The organism is Bacillus sp. BK450, from assembly GCF_004364885.1.
GTDB classification, from domain to species: domain Bacteria; phylum Bacillota; class Bacilli; order Bacillales; family Bacillaceae; genus Bacillus; species Bacillus safensis.
Genome location: NZ_SOBQ01000005.1, coordinates 120484 through 140323 on the forward strand (window position 1 = coordinate 120484; position 19840 = coordinate 140323).

The window sequence follows — 19840 nt, forward strand, 5'->3', positions numbered from 1 at the left end:
TATGATGAGGCGGGGATTGTTTTTATGGACGATAGGTGGATGGTGATTCAATGATTTGAAACAGGTTCTTTCCTTGCTTTGTATTATCGATCCAGCCCTGGAAGGCTGTTTTTCCAGGTCCGTATGCATAGACAGGGACATCCTCACCTGTATGGGCAAAGGTTGTCCAGCCTGAGAAAGAACGCTGATCGAAAATATGTTGAATGCTGAGTTGGATCGTACTGGCCTTTCCTGACTGTGCTGCTTTTTCTACCTGTGATATTTCACCTTCTGTGAGAGAAACTTCAATATAGGTCTGAAGGACATCACGTACAGATTGTCCGTCTGCGATTTTCTTAGCCATATAAACAGGTGTTTTCTTAGCAGCTAAGATGGGCACTGGGTCCCATTTGTAGCCAGTCTCACTTGTCATCCCATCTGTGCCAAACGAAAAACCGCCAGTCGCATGGTCTGCCGTGATGACGACAAGTGTTTCTTGATCTTTTTTCGCGAACTGGAGAGCTGTTTGAACTGCTTTCTCAAAATCCTCCATCTCACTCATTGCGCCAACCACATCATTTTCATGTCCTGCAGAATCAATGGTACTGCCTTCAAGTAGCATGAAAAAACCATGCTGATTATCTTGATTCAATTGGGTGAGTGCTGCCTGCGTCATGTCTTTTAACTTAGGCACATGCTTCGGACGGTCGATGGCTCGATCCAGCTCGTCCTCCTGGAATAAGCCGAGCATTTTCGAAGATGATTGAGAGGTTAGATCATCTTTTGATCGCAGAATGGAATACCCGCTCTTCTTAAATTCTTGAACTAGATTACGGTCTTTTCGGTCAAAATATTGCATTCCGCCACCTAGAAGGATATCAACTTTGTGCTCTCCTCCTATTTTCTCATCAAAAAAGTGGTCTGCAATTTGTTCTTTATTTTTTCGGGAGACGTTATGTGTACCAAAAGCGGCAGGTGTTGCATCGGTGATGTCAGATGAGACAACAAAGGCTGTTTTCATTTTTGCTTCCTTCGCTGCTTCAACGACACTTCTAAGAGGTTGTTTTTCATGATTGACGGCGATGGCATCATTGTATGTCTTTTTTCCAGTCGCCATGGCTGTTGCTGCGGCAGCTGAGTCAGTAATATTATCTCGAGGATCATCTGGATGTGTGGTCTGCATCCCGACTAAATAAGGGTCCCAGACGGTTTTTCCTTTTACAGAAGCATGCTTTTCCTGCTTGAATGTACGGTAGGCTTTGATCATGGGCATCCCCATTCCATCACCAACGATAAAAATAATATTTTTTGGTGTTTTCGTTTGTTTCTTGTCTGCTGCATTCGTTGATACGGGAGTGACATAATGTGAGGTGAAAAGGACAGCTAATAAGAGTACTGCTAGAATTCCGCTGAAAAAAAATATACGTTTTTTACGATCCATAGAGCCCATGAAAAATCTCCTTTTATCATTTATTTCATAATTTGTATTTTATTTGAATGTTCAAAATGGTTCAACCCCTTATCCCATAAAAAAGGTGATGAGCCTTTTGTCTCATCACCTTTTATACCGTATCACACTTCACGCCAACGACGCCTTCTAGATCTTTAATATCAAAGTACACATCGGTTGTATAGCGGTCTTTATGCACACGTACGCGTACTTCCATGATCGGATAGTCCTTTTCTTTTAAATCATCAATTCGTACAGAATGAATGCGGATATTGAGGGCTTTCATTTCTTTTAAAATATCGGTCATGCGGTTTCGGTCAGAAAGAGACATTCTGATGCGGATTTCTTTTTCCTGCAGGCGAATCGGTCCGATCCGCTGGAAGAGCCATGGCAGGAATTCGACACTAATGAGAATAAAGAAAAGACTGAGGAAGGCTTCTTTATAAAACCCTGCACCTGTTGCAACCCCAAGCCCTGCTGCTCCCCAGATCATCGCAGAAGTCGTGAGACCTGAGATGACATCATTGCTTTTTCGAAGAATTACACCTGCTCCAATAAAACCAACACCAGATATAATTTGCGCCGGTAACCTGAGTGGGTCCATTTGAAGCTTAGAGACTCGAGGGAAATTGTAGGCTGCATCAATGCTGATGATGGTTAAGACGCAGGAGCTGACAGCAATGACAATACACGTTTTTAAGCCGAGGGGCTTTTTCTTCAGCTCCCGTTCAAGCCCGATAATCAGACCGATTAAGGTGGCCACGGCTAATTTTAAGACTGTATCCCATTCAATTGTCCAAAACATGCATATCGCTCCTTTCACTTCATGTACGTTTCACAACATGTATATGATCTTCTCACAGCCCATATGGCTGCTCAACTCTTATTTTATTCAGTTTCTGAAGAAAGAAAAGCTTTTTATTTTATTTAAAAAGAGAGTCATCCGCATAGGGCAGATGACTCTTCAATTCTTTATTTTGTTTCTTCTTCAAGATGATCTTCCATTTTGTTGAAAAGCTGTTTTGATGCTTTTGACGGCTTACTTGTCAATAAGCTCACAATAATGGCAGCTAATCCACTAAGCGTAAAGCCTGGAATCATTTCATAAATACCTGTGGCATGGTTGAGGCCTGTTGTAATCCATGTCAGAACCACAACTGCACCAACGATCATTCCAACTAGGGCACCGTGATGATTCATTCGTTTCCAGTATAGGCAAAGCAAGATGACTGGACCGAACGAAGAACCAAATCCTGCCCACGCATAACCGACAAGGTCAAGAATGGTGTCACTTGGGTTAAGTGAAAGGCAGAGAGCAATCACAGCGACAACGAGTACAGACATCCGGCCAATCATGACGAGCTCTTTGTCTGATGCTGTTTTTCTAAAGAACGTTCTGTATAAATCCTCTGTCATCGCACTTGCTGTGACAAGCAGCTGAGACGAAATTGAACTCATAATCGCAGCTAAAATGGCAGAAAGTAAAAATCCAGTGATATATGGATGGAACAATACTTTAGAAAATACGATAAAGATGGTTTCAGGGTCAGCCAGGTTCATACTCGTTTCATGAACATAGGCAACACCCACTAAACCGACAGACAGTGATCCAATCACTGAAATAATCATCCAGCTCATTCCGATTCGGCGTGCTGGTTTTAAATCTTTAACGGACGTAATGGCCATAAAGCGCACAATAATATGCGGCTGTCCAAAGTAACCTAGTCCCCAAGCAAGGAAGGAAATAATGCCAATGACGCTCGTTCCTCTAAAAATATCAAGCAATTTAGGGTCAATCTGTTGAATATCTTGGAATGTAGCAACAGGTCCGCCTAATTGTGTAAAGGCAACGATCGGCACGAGCACTAATGCTAAAAACATGATAGCTCCTTGGACAAAGTCCGTTAAGCTCACTGCCAAAAATCCGCCGAACAATGTATACAAAATGACAATACTTGACGTCAAAATCAGTCCAAACATGTAGTGAGCACCGAATGCAGACTCAAATAAACGTCCGCCTGATACCATCCCAGACGATGTATACAGCGTAAAGAAAATTAAAATGATGACGGCTGAAACAGCTTTTAATAAAGCAGATGAACCTTTGAAGCGTTTATCAAAGAAATCAGGAATCGTAATCGCATCATCCGCAATCTCTGTATAAGAACGTAAACGAGGTGCAAGAATGAGGTAGTTCAAGTAAGCACCAACGATTAAACCAATCGCAAGCCAGGCTGTCGATAAACCTGTTTTATACATTTCACCTGGCACACCCATCAGCATCCATCCGCTCATGTCCGCAGCACCTGCTGAAAGGGCTGTAACGAATGGGCCAAGCCCGCGTCCGCCAAGCATATAATCATTTAAATCATGTGTTTTCCTGAATGCATACCAACCAATGGCAAGCATCCCGATAAAATAAATAGATAAGGAAATTGTAACTTCAATACTCATTTTGTGTTCTCACCTTTTTCGTATTAATTTGACATCACCTCAATCAAAATATACAGAAGTGCGAAGGCAGCTTTTTTGCTTGACTGTCCCGCTCACTGCTATGGTTACTTAACCTAACAGAGTATTCCCAAGTGATCAACCTGCCTAAACCTCTTCATTTTGAAGAAAAAATGTACCGATCGATGATAAGAATCAATATGTAAGCGATTACAAAAATAAACAAAAGTAAAAATTTTCTGAAAAATAAAAGTCGCCTGATGAATATTTCCTTTATTGGTTTGATAAAAAGAGGTTTTCAAGAGAACGAACCTTTCACGGCACCTGCGTAAAGTTGCTTTAGAACAGTAAAATTTGATATGATAAAGTGTATATGACTTATGATCATGACCACGAGTACGCATCATTTTTGGAGGTGAACCTGCATGTCAAGAATTTCAATAGAAGAAGTCAAGCACGTTGCCCATTTAGCAAGGCTTGCGATTACAGAAGAAGAAGCTGAGATGTTTACAGAACAGCTTGATAGCATCATTTCATTTGCAGAGCAGTTAAACGAGGTAGATACGGAAAACGTTGAACCTACTACACACGTATTAAAAATGAAAAACGTCATGAGAGAAGATGTTCCGAATAAAGGTCTTTCCATTGAGGCAGTCGTCAAAAACGCGCCTGATCATAAAGACGGCTATATTCGTGTGCCATCAATTTTGGACTAAAGGAGGCCCGAGACATGTCACTGTTTGATCACAAAATTTCTGAATTAAAAGAGCTTTTACATAAAAAGGAACTGTCTGTTTCTGATTTAGTGGACGAGTCTTATAAACGAATCAATGAAGTAGACGGAAAAGTACAAGCATTCCTTGCACTGGACGAAGAGAAAGCACGTGCGTATGCAAAGGAATTGGACGAGGCAGTTGGTGAAAAGGACGAGCTTGGCCTATTGTTCGGTATGCCGATCGGTGTGAAAGATAACATTGTTACAAAGGATTTGCGTACTACAGCTTCAAGTAAAATCCTGCAAAACTTTGATCCAATTTATGATGCAACCGTTGTGAACCGCCTAAGAGACGCTGAAGCAGTCACAATTGGTAAATTAAATATGGACGAATTCGCAATGGGATCTTCTACGGAGAACTCAGGCTACAAAGCGACGAAAAACCCGTGGAATTTAAACACTGTTCCAGGCGGATCAAGCGGTGGATCAGCAGCTTCTGTTGCAGCAGGTGAAGTGCCGTTCTCACTTGGTTCAGATACAGGCGGTTCTATTCGTCAGCCGGCATCTTTCTGCGGGGTTGTCGGTCTTAAGCCGACATATGGCCGTGTATCCAGATACGGATTAATCGCATTTGCTTCATCATTAGACCAAATTGGTCCGATTACACGTAATGTAGAAGACAACGCATATGTTCTTCAAGCGATTGCAGGTGTCGATCAAATGGACGCAACAAGTGCAAATGTCGATGTCCCAGATTTTCTTTCTTCATTAACTGGCGACATCAAAGGCTTGAAAATTGCTGTGCCGAAAGAATACCTTGGCGAAGGCGTTGGCGAGGAAGCAAAAGAATCTGTTCTTCAAGCGTTAAAAGTATTAGAAGGACTTGGTGCTTCGTGGGAAGAAGTGTCTCTTCCGCATTCTAAATATGCGCTTGCGACTTACTACTTACTGTCTTCTTCAGAAGCATCTGCAAACCTTGCACGTTTTGACGGCATCCGCTATGGCTACCGTACAGATAATGCAGACAACCTGATTGATTTATACAAAAATACTCGTTCTGAAGGCTTTGGAGATGAAGTGAAGCGCCGCATCATGCTTGGTACATTCGCGCTAAGCTCAGGATATTACGATGCGTACTATAAAAAAGCACAAAAAGTCCGTACATTGATCAAAAAAGACTTTGAAGATGTTTTCGAAAAGTATGATGTCATTGTAGGACCAACAACACCAACTCCTGCATTTAACATTGGTGAAAAGACAAGCGACCCGCTAACCATGTATGCAAACGATATTTTAACGATCCCTGTTAACCTTGCAGGCGTTCCAGGAATCAGTGTGCCTTGTGGATTTGCAAATGGCCTTCCGTTAGGACTGCAAATCATCGGCAAGCACTTTGACGAAGGAACAGTGTACCGCGTGGCTCACGCTTTTGAGCAAGCAACAGATCATCATAAAGCAAAACCTGAACTGTAAGGGGTGAATCAGAATGAACTTTGAAACGGTAATTGGACTTGAAGTCCACGTAGAGCTAAAAACACAATCGAAAATTTTCTCAAGCTCGCCGACACCTTTTGGTGCAGCTGCCAACACGCAAACAAGTGTCATCGACCTTGGATATCCTGGCGTATTGCCTGTACTGAACAAAGAAGCGGTGAACTTTGCGATGAAAGCGGCCATGGCGCTGAACTGTGAAATCGCAACAGATACAAAATTTGACCGTAAAAACTACTTCTATCCTGATAACCCAAAGGCGTATCAAATTTCTCAATTTGATAAACCGATCGGTGAAAACGGCTGGATTGAAATTGAAGTAGAAGGCAAAACAAAACGAATCGGTATTACGCGTCTTCATTTGGAAGAGGATGCTGGGAAACTGACGCACACAGGCGACGGTTACTCACTCGTCGATTTCAACCGTCAAGGAACACCGCTAGTTGAAATCGTATCTGAGCCAGACATTCGCACGCCAGAAGAAGCGTATGCTTACTTAGAAAAATTAAAATCTATTATTCAATATACAGGCGTTTCTGACTGTAAGATGGAAGAAGGCTCACTTCGCTGTGATGCCAATATTTCTCTTCGCCCAATCGGCCGTGAAGAGTTTGGTACAAAGACAGAGCTCAAAAACTTGAACTCATTCGCTTTCGTACAAAAAGGCCTTGAATTCGAAGAGAAGCGTCAAGAGCAAGTATTGCTTTCTGGCGGCTTGATCGAACAGGAAACCCGCCGTTATGACGAAGCGTCTAAAAAGACGATCCTGATGCGTGTCAAAGAGGGATCTGATGATTACCGCTACTTCCCAGAACCAGATTTGGTGGAACTGTACATTGATGACGAGTGGAAAGAACGCGTAAGAGCATCGATTCCAGAGCTTCCAGACGAGCGCCGCAAACGCTATATCGATGAGCTTGGACTGCCTGCATACGATGCAATGGTACTCACGCTGACGAAAGAAATGTCTGATTTCTTTGAAGCGACCATTTCAGAAGGTGCAGAAGCGAAGCAAGCATCGAACTGGCTCATGGGTGAAGTGTCTGCTTACTTAAACTCTGCTCAAAAAGAGCTGAACGATACAAAGCTAACACCGCAAGGGCTTGCTGGCATGATCAAGCTCATTGAAAAAGGAACGATTTCCTCTAAGATTGCGAAAAAGGTATTCAAAGAGCTCATTGAAAATGGGGGAGATGCAGAAACAATCGTCAAAGAAAAAGGACTTGTTCAAATTTCTGACGAAGGTGCGCTGCTTAAACTCGTTACAGAAGCACTTGATAACAACCCGCAATCCATTGAAGACTTTAAAAATGGTAAAGACCGCGCGATTGGCTTCTTAGTCGGACAAATCATGAAAGCATCGAAGGGCCAAGCTAACCCGCCGATGGTGAACAAGATTCTCCTTGAAGAAATCAAAAAGCGCTAAATCGCAAAAAACCGCCTTATGTAATAGGCGGTTTTTTTTTGCTTGAAATGACAGGGTCTTATCATAGATTCAGACCACCGCCGTATATCAATTTAGAGAATCTTTTCTTATAATGAAGCATAAGCGAAAGTGCACATTCGAAGGGGAAAAGGTGAGCTAAATCGAAAACAGCACGTCATGTTACTGAAGAAACAGCTTCAATTGCTCAACTGCTCTAAGAACAGCAGGGTCCACACACTTTTCTAAATTCGTCAGCATCCCTTTGATGACTGGCTTACGAGGTTCAGCTTTTGCCAGCTCTTCTTCAATCACTTCAATGGATACAACGGTATCATCTGAAAGCAGATGCTCAAGCTTTAACGAACGAAGCTCCTCTTGAAGGGAAGCAGCACTCGGCGCTTCATCATCCCAAATGGTTTGCTTCAAAATCGGCTTCGTCTGAGAACGAAGCAAGCCGTGGACCAGATCATCAAACCGTTCGAGTATAAAGGATGAGAGCTCATCAAATGATAATTGCATTTGATCCTGTAAAAGCAGAACCTGCACATATGATTGGATAATTCCTTGGATCATGACTGACAGGTCAGTTACATATGGTTCGATCTCCTGTCCATAAGTGGTCAAGATGGAAATTTGAATTTCATCGTTCATTTGCTTTTTCACAGTTTTTGAATACTTTTTAATCTGCTGGTTTTCTGGAATAATGTTCTCGCTGAGGATCAGAATGATAAAATCCTTGTTCTCAGCAAAATGCTGGAACTGTTCAGCGATTTGTTTCTGAAAGATCTCTCTTGGCGCGAGATGCTGATTCTCTTTTCGAATCATTTCGATAGTTTGCATCGAAGTGTCGATATAATATTCAAACGCTCGGTTGAAAAGCTGTTCTTTTGATTTGAAATGTAAATAAAATGCGCCTTTTGATATTCCGCATTCATCTGCAATTTCCTGAATGGTCGTAGAAGAAAAACCCTTTTTCGCAAACAATTGGATGCTTGCTTTAATGATTTTTTCTTTTTTTTCGTTCATGAAATAAGGCCCCTTCAGCTTTAGAATGTTACGTCAAACGCAAGTGAAATGGTTGACGGCATTGTATATCACCGTTTATTATGATATAGAATGACCAGTCAGTCAATACATAAAGGAAAATGGAGGATATAATGAATTCGATCATCAATTTTGTATTAAAGAATAAGTTCGCTGTATGGCTCATGACGATTATCGTAACAGTTGCTGGTCTATATGCCGGATTGAATATGAAACAAGAATCAATCCCGAATATCAACACGCCAGTCATTACGGTTTCTACAACGTACCCTGGCGCAACGCCGGACGAAGTATCAGATAAGGTGACAGATCCAATTGAAAAATCGATTCAAAACCTCAATGGGGTCAGCGTGGTCACTTCTAATTCATTTGAAAATGCATCATCCATTCAAATCGAGTACGATTACAACAAAGACATGGATGAAGCAAAAAAGGAAATTGAAGATGCGATTAGCAATATCGATTTCCCTGAAAATGCAGAAAAACCTAAAATCGCACGCTTTAGTATTAATGCGATTCCAATCCTAGCCCTAAGTGTCTCTGGTGATAAAGAATCATTACAAGACCTTACACAAAAAGTAGAAAATGATCTCGTTCCTTCACTTCAAGGATTAGACGGTGTCTCTTCTGTCGAAACTTCAGGACAGCAAATCAAAGAAGTAGAATTTTCGTTTAAACAAAAGAAATTGAAAGAATACGGTCTAGATGAAGATACTGTCCAAAACATGATCAAAGGCTCTGATGTGAATGTACCACTAGGTCTATACACATTTGGCAACAAACAAAAATCAGTTGTCGTGGACGGCAATATTTTAAGCGTCAAAGATTTGAAAAACATGCGCATTCCAGTTACACCAAGTGCAGGCGGCAGTGCGGGAAGCGCTGGAGCTGGAGCACCTTCTAACGGTTCAGAAAACCAAGGTGCGCAAGGTACGGAGCAGCAGGCTGGAAGTGCAAGTCAGCAGCAAGCAGGTGGAGGTGCAGCAAGCAGTCAATCTGTAGAGCTGCCGACGATCAAGCTATCTGAGATAGCAGATATTAAAGTCGTAAAAAATGCAGAATCGATCTCTAGAACGAATGGAAAAGACAGTATCGGTCTGCAAATTGTTAAAGGCTCTGATGCCAACACAGTGAGTGTAGCAGAAGAAGTGACAAAAGAGCTTGAGAAATTCAAAAAAGACAACAAAGGTATTAAAGTAAGCACCACATATGATCAAGCAGAGCCGATTAAAGAGTCTGTCAGCACAATGCTGAACAAGGCGATCATCGGAGCGATCTTTGCGATCATTATCATTCTATTGTTCCTGAGAGATATCAAATCAACATTAATCTCGGTCATTTCCATACCGTTGTCTCTGTTGATTGCTGTTTTACTATTAAATCAGCTGGATATCACGTTAAATATTATGACACTTGGTGCCATGACCGTTGCCATCGGGCGTGTTGTCGATGACTCGATAGTGGTCATAGAAAACATCTATCGACGAATGGCGTTAAAGGATGAACCGTTAAAAGGCAAGGCACTCGTCAGAGAAGCCACAAAAGAAATGTTTATCCCAATCATGTCTTCGACGATTGTGACAATTGCGGTATTCTTACCGTTAGCATTAGTAGGTGGAATGATTGGTGAACTATTCATCCCATTTGCCTTAACGATTGTGTTTGCGTTACTTGCTTCACTGCTTGTCGCTATTACAATTGTTCCAATGATGGCACACACTCTATTTAAAAAGAACTTGTACGGCACAGCGAAAAAGGTAAAAGAACATAAACCAAGCAAGCTTGCTGGCGGTTATAGACGTGTACTTAATTGGACACTCAACCATAAATGGATTACATCAGGGATTGCCATTCTTATGCTTGTCGGAAGCTTATTCTTAGCACCACTTGTCGGTGTCAGCTTCTTACCACAGGAAGCAGAGAAAACGGCCATGGTGACATATACACCTGAACCTGGACAAACGAGAGAGCAAGCAATTGATGAAACGAAAAAAGCTGAAGAATATTTGATGAAACGTGACCATGTCAATACAGTTCAGTATTCACTAGGCTCTTCAAATGCTATGACCGCAAGTGTTGGCGGTAACTCTAACGGTGCGTTATTCTTCGTACAATATGATGATGACACGCCAAACTTTGATAAAGAAAAAGACCGCGTGGTCAAAGCCCTTCAAGACAAAGCGTCTAAAGGGGAATGGAAATCACAAAACTTCTCATCTGCTGGTGCAAATAATACCGTGACATACTATGTGTACGGGGACAAAGCAAGTGATATTGAAGGCACAGTAAAAGATGTTGAGAACATCTTAAAAGATGAGAAAAACCTGAAAAATGTCAGCACAAGCTTATCTGAGAAATACGACGAATATACGTTTAATGCAGATCAAGGAAAACTGGCGAAACTAGGTCTAACTGCTTCACAAATCGCTCAAGCGATTGCACCTCAAAATAGTGAAACAACACTGACGAAAGTCACAGAGGACGGCAAAGAACTTGATGTGAAGCTTCAAACGGAAAAAGATGAATATAAGAGTAAAAAAGATTTAGAAAACAAAAAGATCACCACACCAACAGGGCAAGAAGTCCGAATTGGTGATGTCGTCAAAGTAAAAGATGGTACGACAGCAAATACGGTGACAAAACGTGATGGAAAGATCTACGCAGAAGTGTCTGGTGACATGACAACAGACGACGTCTCAAGTGTAACGCAGGATGTTCAGAAGAAAGTCGACAAGCTTGACCTAAAATCTGGCGTAACGATTGACACAGGCGGCGTAAGTGCGGATATCCAAGAATCCTTTACACAGCTTGGCCTTGCAATGCTAGCAGCGATTGCCATTGTGTATCTCGTTCTCGTCATCACATTTGGCGGAGGTCTTGCACCATTTGCGATTCTTTTCTCACTGCCATTTACGATTATTGGTGCGCTCGCTGGATTGTTTATAGCAAAAGAAACCATCAGCTTAAATGCCATGATTGGATTGCTCATGCTGATCGGTATCGTTGTAACTAATGCCATTGTCTTGATTGACCGAGTGATTCATAAAGAACAAGAAGGTCTCTCAACAAGAGAAGCGTTACTTGAAGCAGGTACAACAAGATTACGTCCAATCTTAATGACGGCACTTGCGACAATTGGTGCACTGCTGCCACTCGCATTAGGATTTGAAGGCGGAAGCCAAATCGTATCAAAAGGACTTGGTGTTACCGTCATTGGCGGTTTAACAAGTTCTACACTTCTCACATTGGTTATCGTTCCAATCGTGTATGAAATGTTAAGCAAGTTTAGACGTAAGAAAAAGTACGCAGAAGAAGAGTAAGAGGAAGCCCCGCCAATGAGCGGGGCTTTTTTTATTTTGAAATCTGACAAACAGCTTTTCTCATAAGCACTTCAAATGCGTGGAAAAAGGCATCACGATCGACATGGTCAATCACTTGAATTGATTTTCCATCTGGATGCTCTTCAGTGCGACCTTGTCTAGGCGTTTCGGTATAAACGATTGCGTTCACTTCTTTTGAGCGAGTAAATGAAGAGGAAGCAAGAGTGATCGTTGTCAGCACGTCCCATAAGTAGTAAGTCGAGTTCGTTTCATGATGAATGAGCGGCGGACAAAAGGCGTAGCACTGTCCGATAAAATCTATTCCAATATGAGAACGAAGAGAAGCCCAGCGCTGACGTACATCAAGTGTAAGCGGGACTTGATTTGTACTTTCAAGCGCGACCATTTCAATAGGAAACGGTTCCTGAAAGACAGTGCTGACAGCATAAGGGTCCCAAAAGGCATTCCATTCTGCTGTCCCATCATGCTCGGGTTCTTCAACATTGCCTTTTTCAAGGAACGTGCCACCCATCCACACCAATTTCTCAATTTTATTAGAGATCGCAGGATCTTCTTCTAAAGCGCGTGCAAGATCTGTGAGCGGACCAGTAAAGAGCAGGGTGACAGGTTCTTTTGCTTTCTTAACCGTTTCAATCAGGTGAAGGTGTGCTGGCAGCTTGGACACTTTTGTATCAACAGTACCTTTTTCATTTAAAATTGGCAGAGCATCTACATAAAAAGCATGCATACGCCACTCCTTTGGAAATGGATTGACGCCTCTAGAAGTTGAAGCAGCAACTTCAATTTCATAAGGACTAAAGCGATCAATGATTTTTTGAGATGCACTGAGAGCAGGCTCTAAATAACAATCAGCAGGAATCACAGACATTCCGATGACTTTCACATGTTCCATTTGAAGGAGAAGAAATAAAGAGACGAGGTCATCAACACCGCCGTCATGATTAAAATAGACAGGCTTTTTCATCGCATATCATCCTTTACAGCGTTTTCTTTTATCTTATCAGAATGCTTTCTTGCTGAGGGAGATTGGCTAGGAGATTTCACATAATTAGGTGGTTGTTTTGTTGCCATTTTCAAATCTCATAGTATAATTAAAGGTTGTTAGTGGTGAAAATAGATTGCATAATGAATATAGGATGATGATGAATGAAACGTGCTCGAATTATATACAATCCGACATCTGGGCGTGAACTCTTCAAGAAGAATTTACCGCAGGTTTTGCAAAAATTTGAACAAGCTGGCTATGAAACTTCTTGTCATGCGACGACATGTGCAGGAGATGCCACGCAAGCAGCAGAAAAAGCCGCACAGAGAGATTTTGATTTAATTGTAGCAGCAGGTGGAGACGGCACGATCAATGAAGTCGTCAACGGACTAGCACCGCTTGAAAAAAGACCAAAACTAGGAATTATTCCAGTTGGAACAACAAATGACTTCGCAAGAGCACTTGGCATTCCACGAGAAGGTGTTTTGAAAGCGACAGATGCCATTATTGAGGGTGTAGCGAAGCCGCTTGATATCGGTAAAGTCAATGGCCATTATTTTATTAATATTGCTGGCGGCGGCCGGTTAACAGAGCTCACCTATGAGGTGCCTAGTAAACTGAAGACCATGCTTGGACAGCTTGCTTATTATTTAAAAGGCATGGAGATGCTTCCTTCTATCCGCCCGACAGAAGTCGAAATTGAATATGACGGCAAATTGTTTCATGGAGAAATCATGCTGTTTCTTGTTTCACTCACAAACTCAGTAGGCGGCTTTGAAAAACTAGCGCCAGATTCCATTTTAGATGATGGGATGTTTGACCTGATTATTTTAAAGAAGGTCAATCTAGCAGAAGCCATCCGAGTGGTCAGCCTTGCACTCAGAGGCGAGCATATTCATGATAACAATGTCATCTACGCAAAAGCGAATCGCGTGAAGGTAGATGTAAAAGATAAAATGCAATTAAATTTAGATGGTGAATACGGCGGCATGCTGCCAGGTGAATTTGAAAACCTGTATCGCCATATTGAATTTATTGTGCCAAAAGCAACAGCTGAAAAAATAGGGTGAAGACTGAACTTGGTTCCTTATGGCGGCCAAGTTTTTCTTTGCAAATGAGGTGATAAAGTTGGTGAAAATGAAACCGCCTGTTGAAAAGAATGAATACTACAATGTAACCTTCGAAGACTTAACGCATGAAGGTGCAGGTGTAGCAAAAATTGAAGGATTCCCTGTCTTTGTACCGAATGCCCTTCCTGACGAACAAGGGAAAATCAAAGTCACACGAGTCAAAAAAGGATTTGCTTTTGGACGACTCATGGAGCTGACAAAGGAAAGTCAGCACAGGCAAGATGCGCCATGTCCCATTTACAAACAGTGCGGCGGCTGTCAAATTCAGCATATGAGCTATGAAGGCCAGCTGCTATTTAAACAGAAACAAGTAAAGGACGTTTTAGAGCGGATCGGCAAGCTTGATATGAGCCGTGTAAAAGTTCATCCTGTACTCGGCATGGAAGACCCTTGGAATTACCGAAACAAAGCACAAGTTCCAGTTGGCGAACGAGAAGGCGGACTTGTTGCAGGTTTTTATCAGCAGCGTACCCATGAAATCATTGATATGGAAAAATGTTTGATTCAACAGTCAGAAAACGACGAAGTGGTACAGGCAGTAAAAGACATATGCAATGCGTTTGGCATCAAAGCATATAACGAAGAGCGGCACAAAGGATGGCTGCGTCATGTGATGGTTCGCTACGGAATGGCAACAGGTGAAATGATGGTTGTGTTTGTTACTAGAACGGCTGACTTTCCGCAAAAGCAGCAGGTGATTGAGCAGATTATAGCACGCTTCCCACATGTTCGGTCAATTGTGCAAAACGTGAATTCAAAGAAAACAAATGTCATTTTCGGAGACGAAACAACCGTTTTATGGGGCGAAGAATACATTTATGACATGATTGGCGACATCAAATTTGCCATTTCGGCCCGCTCATTTTATCAAGTGAACCCAGCCCAAACAAAGGTACTTTACGACAAAGCGCTTGAATATGCAGAGCTGCAAGGCGAAGAAACCGTCATCGATGCCTATTGCGGAATCGGTACGATTTCCTTATTTCTCGCACAAAAAGCAGGCAGAGTTTATGGGGTTGAAATTGTTCCAGAAGCAATTGAAGATGCAAAACGCAATGCTGCCTTAAACGGAATCAATAATGTTGAATTTGCAGTCGGTGAAGCAGAAACCGTCATCCCAAAATGGTACAAAGAAGGCATCAAAGCAGATACCCTCGTCGTCGATCCGCCAAGAAAAGGCTGCGACGAAGCACTGCTTGACACCATTTTAAAGATGAAACCAAACCGAGTTGTTTATGTTTCCTGTAATCCTGGGACGCTTGCTCGTGATTTGAGAATTCTTGAAGATGGCGGGTATGTGACAGAGGAAGTGCAGCCTGTGGATATGTTTCCGCATACCTCACATGTGGAATGTGTAGCAAGTCTTGTGATTAATCAGTAATTTATTGTGACATCCCGATTCTGTGAAAAACATTGATATCGGGATGTTTTTATTTTTGTATGTTCAATCGGCCTAAAAAATGATATTTGGAAGTGGAATTAATATTTTTATCCCGCAATTCATCTCCAAATGTCCTTTTTTGCAATTTTGCCCGGTTCATATTAAAGTATATAATGATAAAAATTGCTGAAAGACTTTATAGAAGGACATGCCCTAAAAGGCGCTATGTCATGAGAGGAATTGGATGAAAGATGAGTAAAAATTTCTGGCGTGATTTACCGCGGCCATTTTTTATATTAGCACCAATGGAAGAAGTGACAGATGTTGTGTTTCGTCATGTTGTGAGTGAGGCGGCGAGACCGGATGTGTTTTTTACAGAGTTTACGAACAGTGAGAGCTATTGCCATCCTGATGGTATTCAAAGTGTGAAGGGGCGTTTAACGTTTACAGAGGATGAGCAGCCGATTGTTGCTCATATTTGGGGAGACAAGCCTGAGAACTTTAGACAAATGAGCATTGGAATGGCGGAAATGGGATTTCAGGGGCTTGATATTAATATGGGCTGTCCTGTCCCGAATGTCACCCAAAACGGAAAGGGCAGCGGCTTGATTCTTCGTCCAGACGTTGCGGCAGAGCTGATTCAAGCGGCAAAAGCAGGGGGATTACCTGTCAGTGTGAAAACAAGACTTGGTTTTACTGAGGTCGATGAATGGCGCGGGTGGCTTAGACATATTTTGGAGCAAGATATTGTGAATTTATCAATCCATCTTCGTACAAGAAAGGAAATGAGCCAGGTGGATGCGCATTGGGAGCTCATTCCTGAGATTAAGAAACTTCGTGATGAAGTAGCACCTGATACTCTTTTGACGATCAATGGTGATATTCCTGATCGTCAAACAGGCTTAAAGCTCGCTGAACAGTATGGAGTAGACGGCGTGATGATTGGGCGCGGAATTTTCCATAACCCATTTGCTTTTGAAAAAGAGCCGAGGGAGCATACAAGTGATGAACTGCTTGGTCTTTTAAGGTTACATCTTGATCTCCATGATCAATACTCATCACTAGGTTTGCGTCCATTCAAGGCACTGCACCGTTTCTTTAAGATTTATGTAAAAGGATTCAGAGGAGCGAGTTTCTTAAGAAATCAATTAATGAACACATCATCAACAGATGAAGTGCGTGCCATGTTGGATGAATTTGAAGCGAGAAATCAAGAACAATCATGACCAACAAGAGGAGGAGGGGGAACCCTTCTCTTTTTTATTAAACAGGACTATTAAACTAGTTCTCTTAAATGGTAAAATAATATAGAAATAACAATTGGAGGTATTTTATTTGAAACCATTTTGGGATAAAGATAGAGAAAGCGAAGAAACATTTAAGAAAATCAATGAGAAAGGCATTGCAAAAGCGGAAAAGAAGCTAGGCGTTATCCTGCCTGATACATATAAGCAACTGATCCTCGAACAAAATGGCGGGTATACATTGCATAATGCTTTTCCAACGGATCAGCCGAATGGATGGGCAGAGGATCATGTGTCATTTGATCATTTAAGAGGAATTGCCAAAGATGAAGGCATTATGGATAGTGATTATTTAATAGAAGAATGGGAATTGCCTGAGGGACTTGTGCTCATTTGTGGGGATGGTCATACGTGGATTGCATTGGATTACAGAGAAACAAAGGAGCATCCGCCGGTTCATTACTTTGATCTAGAAGATGAGACGGATTTCAAATTAGCGGATTCGTTTGATGAACTGATTGCTGGGCATTATACCGCTGAATAGCATGAATAGGAAAAGGCAGCAGCAAGTAGATATATTTCATTAAAACCGTTGTTATACAGTGTTTTTTGAGAGAGACAAAAGAGTCTCTCTTTTTTTTGCGAAGCAACATTGAATCTCTCTCCAAAACTGTATCTGTTATGTTTAAGTCTTATTATTCAATTGGTTCACTTTCCACTCACTAAATTTTCTGACGATAATATCTGCCACAATGTAAAATGGCAGAAAGCTGGAGTTGTCCACTTTGTTATATAAGTGAAACGGGGTGCTGCTTACATAGATGTTAAACATGGCATTTTGTGCAAGGAGGTTATTCCTTAATGTGGTCATGCTGATAAATTTGATATGTCTCGTTTTCACCAATTGAATGATTTCATCTAAATTCTTCGATTCACCCGATAAAGAAATGATAAATAAAAGGTCATCCTCACCAAATTCAATGATTCCATCTGTTAAATCCCGCTTGCTTCGTAATACTTGAGATTTCTTATGCAGTGACCATAGCTGCCGCTGTATATCATTTGCTAAATCAAGCTGTGCAGTTCCTGTCCCATAAATATAAATATACGGTGCACGATCAATCAGTTGATTTAATTGATGAAAGTCCAGCTGCTCCATATATTTTCTTGTCTGCCGGATGTCTTGATCAAGCAGCTGCATTAAATCCTGTGTGGTCTCTTCAGTGAAAGCATTTAATTTCACATAAGACTTTAAGTCACTGTAGCCGTCGAACCCTATTTTCTTGGCAAGCCGATGGATGGATGAGATGGAAGTATGAGCATATCGGGCAAGGTCCTGAATTTTCATTGTCTTCATTTCTTCAAGATGATCATGGATCGTTTTAATAATGTGCAGGTCATTCTTATTTAAATCTTCGAAGTGTTTATTAACCAGCTTGTCCAGTATCATGCGATGTGCCCTCCAACATGAAAATATTTTCTTCCTGTGAAAATATAATCTAATGTTACAACTTGATTTCTAAATACGTCAAACCTATTGGTTTTTGTAAGCGCTACCTTTACAGTGATGATATGGATCAAGCAAAGGGGTTATGCTTATGAATGCAATCAAGCGGTTTGGCAGTGCTATGGTAGTTCCTGTACTTTTATTCGCGTTTTTTGGTATTGTTGTCGGCCTCGCGACTTTATGTAAGAATCCAGCGATTATGGGAGAAATGGCTGGAGAAGGTACGATGTGGTACAAGGTTTGGTCACTGATTGAAAGCGGGGGATGGGCGATTTTCAATCATATGGAATTAGCCTTTGTGATTGGATTGCCCATCTCACTTGCAAAAAAAGCGCAAGCACGTGCGACGCTCGCAGCTTTGATGATTTATCTTGTATTTAACAATTATATTCATGCTATTTTGACACTTTGGCCGTCTACTTTTGGCGTTGATTTATCGCAAGGTGTCGAGAACGTAGCGGGTGTAAAAGAAATTGCGGGTATACCTACGCTGGATACAAGTATCATTGGTGCGGTGATGATATCTGGAATCGTCATTTGGATCCATAATCGTTTTTATGATCAAAAGCTGCCTGAAATGCTTGGGATTTTCCAGGGGCTTGTATTTGTTGTCATCATCGGATTCTTTGTGATGATTCCTATTGCTTTTATCGTTGCTTTTGTATGGCCCTATGTTCAGCAGGGGATTCAATCTCTCCAAGGGTTCATGGCACAGTCTGGTTATATTGGTGTCTGGCTGTTTCATTTCTTGGAAAGGGTGTTAATTCCAACAGGACTTCACCATTTTATTTATACACCTTTTGAGTTTGGTCCAGCGGCTGTAAATGGGGGGTTAAAACCATATTGGATTGCTCACTTAAATGAATTTGCGTCCTCCACTTCTGATTTGAAGGATCTTTATCCATACGGATTTTTATTGCATGGGAATATTAAGATGTTTGGCTGTTTAGGGATAGCTTTAGCCATGTATTTTTCAACACCGAAAGAAAACAGAAAAAAGGTTTTGGCATTGGTATTACCCGCCACATTAACAGCGGTATTTGCCGGAATTACAGAACCGCTTGAATTTACATTCCTATTCCTCGCGCCTTATTTATTTGTAATACATGCACTTCTTGGTGCGACCATGGTGACAATCATGAATATGTTTGGTGTTGTCGGAATGATGGGTTCCGGGCTTATTGAAATAGCTGCATTGAACTGGATTCCGCTCTCTTCAAATCATGGAGGGACTTATCTGATCCAAGCGATGATTGGACTTCTTTTTACAGCCGTGTATTTTGTCATATTTAGATGGATGATTGTGAAATTCGATATTCCATTACCAGGACGAAAACATGAGGAGGAGACGAGGCTATATACAAAACAGGATTATGAGAATGCTCATAAAAAAGGTCATGACCAAAAAGAAGCGCCCGTTTATGCATCTGAGTATGAAGAGAAAGCCGTGTATTTCTTAGAAGGCCTTGGCGGTAAAGAAAACATTAAAGATGTGACAAACTGTGCCACACGTCTGCGTATTACAGTGATTGACCCTAGCTTGGTGAAAGATAGGGACTACTTTACAAAAAATAAACTGGCCCACGGCATGGCGAAGAGTGGTCAAAGCATTCAAATCATTGTTGGCTTAAGTGTACCGCAAGTAAGAGAGTCCTTTGAGACAAAACTTTCATTAGATTAAAAAAGGAGCTGGATA

Annotated in this window: 14 protein-coding genes and 1 pseudogene; 9 read left to right on the forward strand and 6 right to left on the reverse strand. The window is 41.6% G+C overall.

From position 1 onward, the window contains the following. Positions 1–22: 22 nt before the first annotated feature. The 3 genes from EV579_RS16120 to putP all read right to left on the reverse strand — a co-directional run bounded on the left by EV579_RS16120 (position 23) and on the right by putP (position 3883). Positions 23–1429: an alkaline phosphatase gene (locus EV579_RS16120; protein ID WP_024424546.1), complete on the reverse strand. Its 1407-nt coding sequence runs from the start codon at positions 1427–1429 to the stop codon at positions 23–25. Between the two features lie 112 nt (positions 1430–1541). Then, positions 1542–2234 carry an MgtC/SapB family protein gene (locus tag EV579_RS16125; protein WP_024424547.1) on the reverse strand — a complete coding sequence of 231 codons (693 nt, stop codon included), beginning with the start codon at positions 2232–2234 and terminating at the stop codon, positions 1542–1544. 167 nt (positions 2235–2401) lie between these two features. Beyond that, complete coding sequence (gene putP / locus EV579_RS16130; protein ID WP_133744834.1) at positions 2402–3883, reverse strand: sodium/proline symporter PutP; 1482 nt, start codon at positions 3881–3883, stop codon at positions 2402–2404. A gap of 422 nt (positions 3884–4305) precedes the next feature. On the opposite strand from putP, the gene gatC reads away from it, so the two are divergent. The 3 genes from gatC to gatB are packed head-to-tail and all read left to right on the forward strand — an operon-like array spanning position 4306 to position 7512. Next, on the forward strand, positions 4306–4596 hold the full coding sequence (gene gatC, locus EV579_RS16135; protein ID WP_024424549.1) for an Asp-tRNA(Asn)/Glu-tRNA(Gln) amidotransferase subunit GatC: 291 nt from the start codon (positions 4306–4308) through the stop codon (positions 4594–4596). 14 nt (positions 4597–4610) lie between these two features. Next, entirely contained in the window at positions 4611–6068 is a 1458-nt protein-coding gene (gatA, locus tag EV579_RS16140; RefSeq protein ID WP_024424550.1) for an Asp-tRNA(Asn)/Glu-tRNA(Gln) amidotransferase subunit GatA, read from the forward strand. Positions 6069–6081: 13 nt separating this feature from the next. Continuing rightward, on the forward strand, positions 6082–7512 hold the full coding sequence (gene gatB, locus EV579_RS16145) for an Asp-tRNA(Asn)/Glu-tRNA(Gln) amidotransferase subunit GatB (protein ID WP_024426678.1): 1431 nt from the start codon (positions 6082–6084) through the stop codon (positions 7510–7512). 180 nt (positions 7513–7692) lie between these two features. Here the strand turns inward: gatB and EV579_RS16150 are convergent, their stop codons facing one another. Next, a complete protein-coding gene (locus EV579_RS16150; protein ID WP_122631741.1) occupies positions 7693–8538 on the reverse strand; it encodes a TetR/AcrR family transcriptional regulator in 846 nt (281 codons plus the stop codon). Between the two features lie 131 nt (positions 8539–8669). Here EV579_RS16150 and EV579_RS16155 point away from each other — a divergent pair, with 131 nt between their 5' ends. Continuing rightward, a complete protein-coding gene (locus EV579_RS16155) occupies positions 8670–11876 on the forward strand; it encodes an efflux RND transporter permease subunit (protein ID WP_133744835.1) in 3207 nt (1068 codons plus the stop codon). Between the two features lie 31 nt (positions 11877–11907). Here the strand turns inward: EV579_RS16155 and EV579_RS16160 are convergent, their stop codons facing one another. Next, complete coding sequence (locus EV579_RS16160; protein WP_133744836.1) at positions 11908–12861, reverse strand: nucleoside hydrolase; 954 nt, start codon at positions 12859–12861, stop codon at positions 11908–11910. Between the two features lie 182 nt (positions 12862–13043). Here EV579_RS16160 and EV579_RS16165 point away from each other — a divergent pair, with 182 nt between their 5' ends. The 4 genes and pseudogenes from EV579_RS16165 to EV579_RS16180 form a co-directional block, all read left to right on the forward strand. Next, entirely contained in the window at positions 13044–13952 is a 909-nt protein-coding gene (locus EV579_RS16165) for a diacylglycerol kinase (RefSeq protein ID WP_024424554.1), read from the forward strand. A 61-nt stretch (positions 13953–14013) separates the two neighbouring features. Continuing rightward, on the forward strand, positions 14014–15393 hold the full coding sequence (gene rlmD, locus EV579_RS16170; protein ID WP_133744837.1) for a 23S rRNA (uracil(1939)-C(5))-methyltransferase RlmD: 1380 nt from the start codon (positions 14014–14016) through the stop codon (positions 15391–15393). Positions 15394–15644: 251 nt separating this feature from the next. Next, a complete protein-coding gene (locus EV579_RS16175) occupies positions 15645–16619 on the forward strand; it encodes a tRNA dihydrouridine synthase (RefSeq protein WP_122631743.1) in 975 nt (324 codons plus the stop codon). A gap of 109 nt (positions 16620–16728) precedes the next feature. Beyond that, positions 16729–17178 (forward strand): annotated as a pseudogene (locus tag EV579_RS16180) (SMI1/KNR4 family protein); the annotation flags it as partial. A gap of 144 nt (positions 17179–17322) precedes the next feature. On the opposite strand, the gene EV579_RS16185 reads toward EV579_RS16180, so the two are convergent. After that, positions 17323–18087 (reverse strand): MurR/RpiR family transcriptional regulator, encoded by a 765-nt coding sequence (locus tag EV579_RS16185; RefSeq protein ID WP_125587227.1) that lies wholly within the window; start codon positions 18085–18087, stop codon positions 17323–17325. A 148-nt stretch (positions 18088–18235) separates the two neighbouring features. On the opposite strand from EV579_RS16185, the gene EV579_RS16190 reads away from it, so the two are divergent. Next, a complete protein-coding gene (locus EV579_RS16190) occupies positions 18236–19825 on the forward strand; it encodes an alpha-glucoside-specific PTS transporter subunit IIBC (protein ID WP_133744838.1) in 1590 nt (529 codons plus the stop codon). Positions 19826–19840 lie beyond the last annotated feature (15 nt).